Below are 7,667 nucleotides of genomic sequence, written 5' to 3' on the forward strand. Positions count from 1 at the left end.
CCTATGCCTAACCGTCTCAGTGCGAACATTAATTCGCAGTATTTTCGTGCGGCCAACCAGCTTACAGCCAAGCATGCACGCCGCAAGATTGCCGTTTATGTGGAGAGCTACGACGACATTTACTTTTGGCGCACGGTGCTTGGTGACTTCGAAGACGACACACGCTACTTTGAAATTATGCTTCCCTCGCGCGGTAGGCATTTGGAACGCGGCAAGAAGGCGGCCATCTCGAAGTTGCTAGAGGGAGTAGGGAGCGACATGATAGCGTGTGTGGACGCCGATTACGACTATCTGATGCAAGGGGCATCTCCGGCTTCTCAGCAAATGATGGAGAATCCTTACATCTTCCATACCTATGCTTATGCCATCGAAAACCTACAGTGCTATGCGCCATCGCTTCATAATGTGTGTGTGGCGGCAGTACTTAACGACCGGATGCTCTTCGATTTTGAGGCCTATTTAGCTACATATTCAGAGATTATATTCCCTCTCTTTGTTTGGAATATATGGTTTTATCGTAGTACACATTACCACGATTTCACCCTAACTGACCTCAATGCAATTATTGATATTGGTGATTTTCGCCTGCGGAATGTAGAGAGAGGATTGGACAACTTGCGGAAAAAGGTGGGGCGTAAGGCCGAAACTTTCCGCCATGCTTTCCCTGATGCCAAGGAAAGTTACCTACAGGTGAAGAACGACTTGAAGGCTTTGGGTGTCACACCACAGACCACCTATCTTTATATACAGGGGCATCACCTCTTCGATAGAGTTGTGGTTCCAATGCTCAACTCCGTTTGTCATCAGCTTTACAAGGAACGTGAAGACGAGATACGTAGGGAGGCTATCCACAACACACAGTATCGTACGGAGATAGCAGCATACGATGGGAGCACCGGAAACATAGCTGATTTATTGAAGAAGAATACGGGTTACAGGCAGTCGGAGCCTTTCAAGCGTATTCAAAGAGATATAGATGCCTATTTGGAAGGGCTTGTTTCTCACCCATAGCGTTTTACTTGGATTTACTGAAAAGCCCTCGCAGCAATGCTGCGAGGGCTTTTCAGTATTGTTGCCGAGGCTCAACAACGATGTTGCCAAGCCTCGGCAGCAATTTCATATTACTGTACTTGCTTCGGAAGAGCTACTCCTTGGTAAGCTTTGTTGCGCTCTTTACGAAGAATAGTCTGCATATCGAAGAGTGTTTCTGGGTTCTTGTTTGCCAGATTTTGTTGTTCTGATACATCGCTATGTATATTGTATAGCTGTGGCGTAGCAAGGTAACCGCTCTCAGCATCGCCTGCCCATTTGATGATAGGTTGGCCATCGCTCGCTTCGATATACTTCCAATTGTGAGTTCTGATAGACAGTGCGTGGTTGGAAGCTTGCTCTACTACCCAAGGACGACCGACGGTGTCGTCGCCTAAGAAAGTAGACATATAGTTGTGACTATCGGGAGCACTGCCTTGCGGAAGAGTTGCATTGACGAGCGATGCAAGCGAGCCCATCAAGTCGATGTGCGATAATAGTGCTGTAGAAGTCTGATTTCCTTTGATTTTTCCTTGCCAGCTGACGATGAACGGAACGGCTGTTCCACCTTCGAATGTGCTGTACTTGTTACCACGCCAAGGACCTGCTGGACGGTGACCGTTGAGCAATTCCTTCGCTTGGTCTACATATCCGTCGTCAAGAATAGGACCGTTGTCGCTTGTAAGGATGACAATGGTGTTGTCGGTAAGCCCAAGTTTGTCGAGTGTTTGCATGATTTGACCCACCGACCAGTCGAATTCTACGATGGCATCACCGCGTAATCCCATGCCACTCTTGCCGCGGAAACGGGCATTCGGGAACCGAGGAACATGCACGTCGTTGGTTGCAAAGTACATGAAGAAGGGTTCTTTCTGGTGGTTTTGAATGAAATTGATAGCGTGAGAGGTAATAGAGTCGGCAATATTTTCGTCTTTCCAAAGTGCCTTACCACCACCTTTCATATAGCCGATACGGCCGATACCATTCACGATAGACATGTCGTGACCCATGCTGGACTTCAAGTTGTAGAGCAATTCGGGATTGTCTTTGCCTGTGGGTTCGCCCGGAAAGTTTTCCTTATAACTTACGAAAATAGGTGCCGAAGGGTCGTGGTTGACCACCTTTCCGTCCTCGATGAATACGCAGGGAACGCGGTCGGCCGTGGCAGCCATGATGTAGTGATAGTCGAATCCAAGGTCGCCCAGACTTTGGGGAAGCGGCGCATTCCAGTCTTGTGTGCCTGCTTGGTCGCCCAAACCTAGGTGCCATTTGCCGATGGCAGCAGTGCTATAGCCACGGCTTTTGAACATGTCGGCAAGTGTAAATTGGCTAGGATTGATTATCATTCCGGCATTGCCGGCAGCAATATCGGTGTCGGGACGACGCCAAGCGTATTCGCCTGTCAGCAACGAATAGCGTGAGGGAGTACTGGTAGAAGCGATAGCATGACCGTCGGTGAATCTGATTCCGCAGCCGGCGAGGCGATTGACATTAGGTGTCTTTACGTTTTTGGCACCGTAACATTCCAAGTCTCCGTAGCCCAAATCGTCGGCTACAATGAGTATAACGTTTGGACGTTGAGGGTCTACAGTTTTCTTTCCCCGGTTGTTGGCTGCATTAGCGACTTGCGCTGAAGACGCCAACAACAAGGCACATGATAAATAAGTCCTATTCATTTTTGCTGTTTAGATTATTTGGATTATTGGGTATCTGGGTACAAAGTTAATTAATAAAGTTGATAATGGAATTCTATTGGCGTGAAAAAGATTTTTGATTATATGTTTTTATTTGTGTTTGGATTCTGCTATCTTTGTAGAAAAGAACGATAGGATATGAGAAAGATAAAAACAGGCAAGCCCTTATCGGAACGTGAGGGAGAATCTTTGAACCTATATCTAGACGAGATAGGGAAAGAAAATCTACTGACTGTAGAAGAAGAACAAGAACTTTCTGAGGCTGTAAAAAGCGGTAATCGTCGGGCGCTGGATAAGTTGACGACAGCCAATCTGCGCTTTGTGGTGTCGGTGGCTAAGTATTATCAAGACCAAGGAGTGGGTATAACCGATCTTATCAGCGAAGGAAATCTGGGGCTTATTAAGGCTGCTCAGAACTTCGATGCGTCGCATGGGGTACGCTTTGTGAAGTTTGCTGAACCCTATGTGAGGCGTTCTATTGAGCGGGCTGTAAAGGAACAGTCGGGTATCTATCGTTTACCGGCAGGCGAAAATAGTCCGCAAGATGAGGCCAACAGTCATCCGTTTTCGGTTGATGCACCGCTGGTTGAAGGCAAGCAGATGAGTCTTTTGAGCGTATTGAAGGATGAATCGGCTCCTGAAGCAGACGAACATGTACTCACAGAGTCGCTACGCGAGGCGTTGGTAGAGGCTATGTCGGTGCTCGATGAGCGTGAACGTGTAGTGGTGGAAGCTTGTTTCGGTATTAATAGTACGCATCTGACGATGGCGGAAATTGGTCGTGAGATGGGGTTGAAGCGCGAACGCGTGCGCCAAATTCGCGATAAAGCAGTGCGTAAGATGCTCCGAAATTCTAGTAATAGTCAGTTGAAAAGCTATCTCAAATAACGTTTCAACTGGTAGGCCAAGCGTGGTTCTCCGTTCTCAAGATAGATGATTCCGCAATAGCTGAAACCGTATTTGAGAATGCAACGTTGCATGATGACATTATCGCGGTGGGTATCTATGCGAACGTTATCGGTCTGCGTGAAGCAGTAATCCATGATGGTGCGGAAGACACCATGTACCTGTGGCAGGCTCGCCACGCGGTGTACGACGTAATAATCGGCCGTGTTGTCGAGCCACTTTCCATCTTCTATATAAGTATAGGTGGGGTCGGGGCCGGGAATAAAAGCGAATGTTGCCACGCCAAGTTCCTTTTCGTCTTCCATGATATAGCTGTGATGATGGGTTATATCATGGATGATTTGTTCACGCGAAGGGTGGTTATCGTCCCATTGATGAAGATTTCCGCTGCTTCGCATGATCTTTCTCCCTTCATCAATCAGCGACATTATCGTTTCGAGGTCTTCTTGTTGGGCTTGTCGAATTTTCATTGTCTCCAGAAATTTTTGATTTCGTTGAGATGGGAGAGTGCTATCTCGCGTCCGTGTTCATACACCTGTTGCATCTCGTCGGGATTGTGCGAGATGTGCTCAATGGATAGTTTGGCCGTCGGACGAATCACCAATGCGTGTCCGGATTGCTCTTCACTGGCTACGTATTCCAGCTCCTGATTATACATGAGATGGCGATTGGCACATGCTTCTACGAACTTTGGATAGCGTCGATATTTCCATTTAATGAGCGGCATGAGTTTGTTGGGAGTCTTGATATAGCCTTTGGGTTGCGTTAAAACAACGATATTGCGGTCGTACCCCTTGCTTTGAAAGAATTGCAAAGGGATGGAGTCGGCTAGTCCGCCATCCAGCATTTTGCGGCCATTGAGGCTTACTATGCGTGATACCAAGGGCATGGAAGCCGACGCGCGTATCCATTCGTAGCACTCATAGCCATGTTCTTGCAGCTTACGATACTCTGCTTGGCCGGTCTCAACATCTGTACAAACAGCGTAAAAATCCATCGGGTTGGTATCGAAAGTGTGGGTATCAAAGAGGTCAAGTTGCGTTGGTAATGTGTGATAACAGAATTCTCCGCCGAAAAGATCGCCTGTTTTGAGAAATGAAGTCAAACTGCAATAGCGCTTGTCGTGGGCAAATTGCTTGTTATAACGTATACACCGACCGGGTTGTCTAGACTTGTAATTACAGCCAAAAGCTGCTCCTGCCGACACACCTACAAGTCCGTCGGGCTCTAATCCTTGTTCCATCATCACATCGATGACACCTGCCGAGAACAGTCCTCTCAAAGCACCGCCCTCTAATACCAGTCCCTTTTTCATAGAAGCAAAAGTAGTGAAAATCGCAGAATCATAAAAAATGTAAGCTGAAAAATAAAAAAGTCCCCATTCAAATGACTTTTATCACTGAATGGGGACTTGTATATGATATGCTGATTTACAGCAATTCTTCGATAGCTTTCTCTACATCTGCCATGCTATGTGTCGGTTCAAAGCGTGCAACAACTTCACCCTCTTTGTTCACGAGGAACTTGGTGAAGTTCCATTTGATATCGCTCTTCTTGTCCCAATCAGCATCAGCTTTAGACAAAATATCCTCCAGAATGGTCTTCAACTCATGTTCATCGAAGCCTGCAAAGCCTTTCTGACTCTTCAACCATGTGTAGAGAGGAGCCTCATTGGCACCATTTACCTCAATCTTTTTGAACTGTGGGAACTTTGTACCAAAGTTTAATTGGCAGAATTGATGGATGTCTTCGTCGCTTCCGGGGGCCTGTTCGCCGAACTGATTGCATGGGAAATTCAAGATTTCCAAGCCTTTACTCTGAAGTTTAGCGTATGTTTTTTCGAGGTCTTCAAGTTGAGGTGTGAAGCCACAAGCGGTTGCTGTGTTCACTACCAACAATACTTTGCCTTTATAATCAGCCAAACTTACTTCGTTACCTTTTCTATCCAATACTTTGAAGTCGTAGATTGTAGCCATCTTTAAAATCTCCTTTATTTTATATGTTTGTGTATAATATGTAATCGTTTATTATCTTTTACGATGCAAATATACGCCGAATAAATCGTTATCGCAAACTTTTTGAGAAGATACTTCTATTGATTAACTCTAATTAACAGTTGTCGTTGGCGATATAAAAAGCTATTGTTTACTTCAAGACTCTTACTCTTTGCTCAATAGGAAGGAATGTTTTCTCGCCCGGTTCGCCTACTGCTGTGCCGAAAGGTATCTGTGCTCGGAGCGTCCAATTGGCTGGAATGTCGAACTCTTTGGCCACGGCTTCGTCAATCAGCGGGTTATAATGCTGCACCGAAGCACCTAGACCGACATCCTCTAAAGCTGTCCAGATGGTTAATTGGTGCATGGCATTGGTGTGTTCAGACTATATGGGGAAGTTTGGAGCGTATGCTGGGAACTGCTCTTGCAATGCTTTGACTGGCTCTTGGTCTTCATAGAACAAGACCGTGCCGTATCCGCTTTCAAATGAACCATTGATTTTTGCTTCGGTTCCTGCAAAAGCTTCGGCCGGTACAATGGCACGTAGGGCGTCTTTGGTAATCTCCCAAAGGCGACGATGCTTATTGCCTAAGAGTACGACAACGCGTGTTGTCTGGCTGTTGAAAGACGAAGGAACGTGTAAAACCGCGCGTTCGATAAGCTTCTGTATTTCTTCGTCGGAGATGGGAGACTCGTTTTTGAGGGCGTAATAGCTGCGACGACGCTCGATGGCATCCATGAAATTTCTATTCATATTCTTGTTGTTTGTGTTGAATTATGTTTGATGCGATAAATATAGGGAATGTATTTTGAAGCATCACAACGATTCTATAGTATTTTTAGATTTTCGGTCTAAAAATACCATAAACATGGCATGAAGGAACAAGAAAAATGAGTTTAGATGAAGAAGAGAGACACACCGACTACTGAGATAACTGCTCCAATGACTCCACGTAGTGTGATGGGCTGATGGAACATATAATAGGTGGGCAGTAATATCATGATAGGTGTGATAGCCATGAGAGTACTAGCGATGCCGGCTGCGGTGTATTGTACCGCCAAGAGAGAAAATCCTACACCGATGAATGGTCCGGATAGTACGGCAATGAGCATCGCAACCATGCCTTTACCATTGTGCATGCTCTGTTTGAACCGTCCACCTTCGCCACGAATCAACAGCCAAATAGAGAATAGGGTGAGTCCGGCGATGCAGCGAATCATATTGGCGCTGAAAGGCAAAAAGACTTCTATGTGTGGCAAAACGTTTATCGGGACGTTGGCTGTGTAATGGTCTAGCCCAATCTTACTGAGTACTAATCCCACGCCTTGTCCTAATCCTGCGCCGATACCATATAGGATTCCTTTGGTAGGAAGAGCGATGGAGAGTCCACGTTTGTTCTGACTTCGACCAAGAATGGAGATAGCTATGCCTGCAAGGGTGACCGTCATAGCGAGCAAAGTACCCCAACTCAGCACCTGCCCTAGTGCCACCCATGCGGCAAGGGCTGTAAACATGGGGGCTAAGGTCATGAACAATTGGCCATAACGTGAGCCTATCGTGAGATAACTATTGTATAAGCACCAGTCTCCAAAGAAATATCCCACGGCTCCGGAGAGCAGCAACCATCCCCAAGTTTGGGCATTGGCGTAAATCGGGAATGGCGTTCCAAGCAGTAGCCAACATAAAAATATGGAGAAGAGGAGTGCCAATGACATACGCCAAACGTTCATGACAAAAATGCCTAATCGCTTGCTTCCTACTTCACTGGATAGGGCTGCGATGGTCCAAGAGAACGCTACTCCAATGGAAATGATTTCACCTAAATATTTCATCATGCGTCTGCAAAATTACATCTTTTATAGCTTATGATGAGAGAAAGAAAGATATTTCTTTTTATCAGTGTCTATATTTTATGGTGATATATGAGCTTTTGGCAATTGACGGAATATGTTTTTTATATGGTAAGCGTAAAAAACAGAGAATGATGACCTTAAGAATTACATCACATTTATTAACTTTGCGTCCGAAAACATCTACTACGTG

7 protein-coding genes and 1 pseudogene are annotated in these 7,667 nt (G+C 45.9%); 2 read left to right on the forward strand and 6 right to left on the reverse strand.

Annotation, left to right across the window (positions count from 1 at the left end):
- The first annotated feature begins 3 nt into the window (after positions 1-3).
- Positions 4-1,011, forward strand: a complete 1,008-nt coding sequence (locus HMPREF0671_RS05080) for a DUF4435 domain-containing protein (RefSeq protein ID WP_036897493.1) — start codon at positions 4-6, stop codon at positions 1,009-1,011.
- 110 nt (positions 1,012-1,121) lie between these two features.
- Here HMPREF0671_RS05080 and HMPREF0671_RS05085 read toward each other — a convergent pair whose 3' ends face one another.
- Positions 1,122-2,705 carry an arylsulfatase gene (locus HMPREF0671_RS05085; protein WP_036897497.1) on the reverse strand — a complete coding sequence of 528 codons (1,584 nt, stop codon included), beginning with the start codon at positions 2,703-2,705 and terminating at the stop codon, positions 1,122-1,124.
- A 156-nt stretch (positions 2,706-2,861) separates the two neighbouring features.
- On the opposite strand from HMPREF0671_RS05085, the gene HMPREF0671_RS05090 reads away from it, so the two are divergent.
- The gene (locus HMPREF0671_RS05090; protein WP_036897498.1) at positions 2,862-3,611 is read left to right on the forward strand and encodes an RNA polymerase sigma factor RpoD/SigA; all 750 of its coding nucleotides are present in this window, start codon (positions 2,862-2,864) and stop codon (positions 3,609-3,611) included.
- On the opposite strand, the gene HMPREF0671_RS05095 is transcribed toward HMPREF0671_RS05090, so the two are convergent.
- The 5 genes and pseudogenes from HMPREF0671_RS05095 to HMPREF0671_RS05115 form a co-directional block, all read right to left on the reverse strand.
- Complete coding sequence (locus tag HMPREF0671_RS05095; protein WP_036897500.1) at positions 3,599-4,099, reverse strand: hypothetical protein; 501 nt, start codon at positions 4,097-4,099, stop codon at positions 3,599-3,601. The genes HMPREF0671_RS05090 and HMPREF0671_RS05095 overlap by 13 nt on opposite strands.
- Positions 4,096-4,944, reverse strand: a complete 849-nt coding sequence (locus HMPREF0671_RS05100; protein ID WP_036897503.1) for a patatin family protein — start codon at positions 4,942-4,944, stop codon at positions 4,096-4,098. Before HMPREF0671_RS05100 ends, HMPREF0671_RS05095 begins: the two co-directional genes overlap by 4 nt.
- Positions 4,945-5,059: 115 nt before the next feature.
- Entirely contained in the window at positions 5,060-5,605 is a 546-nt protein-coding gene (locus HMPREF0671_RS05105; RefSeq protein ID WP_036897506.1) for a glutathione peroxidase, read from the reverse strand.
- Between the two features lie 169 nt (positions 5,606-5,774).
- Positions 5,775-6,377 (reverse strand): annotated as a pseudogene (locus tag HMPREF0671_RS05110) (nitroreductase family protein).
- A 143-nt stretch (positions 6,378-6,520) separates the two neighbouring features.
- Positions 6,521-7,456, reverse strand: coding sequence for a DMT family transporter (locus HMPREF0671_RS05115; RefSeq protein ID WP_036897520.1), 936 nt, complete (start codon positions 7,454-7,456; stop codon positions 6,521-6,523).
- Positions 7,457-7,667 lie beyond the last annotated feature (211 nt).

It is taken from the genome of Prevotella sp. S7 MS 2, assembly GCF_000762865.1.
Classification (GTDB): Bacteria; Bacteroidota; Bacteroidia; order Bacteroidales; family Bacteroidaceae; genus Prevotella.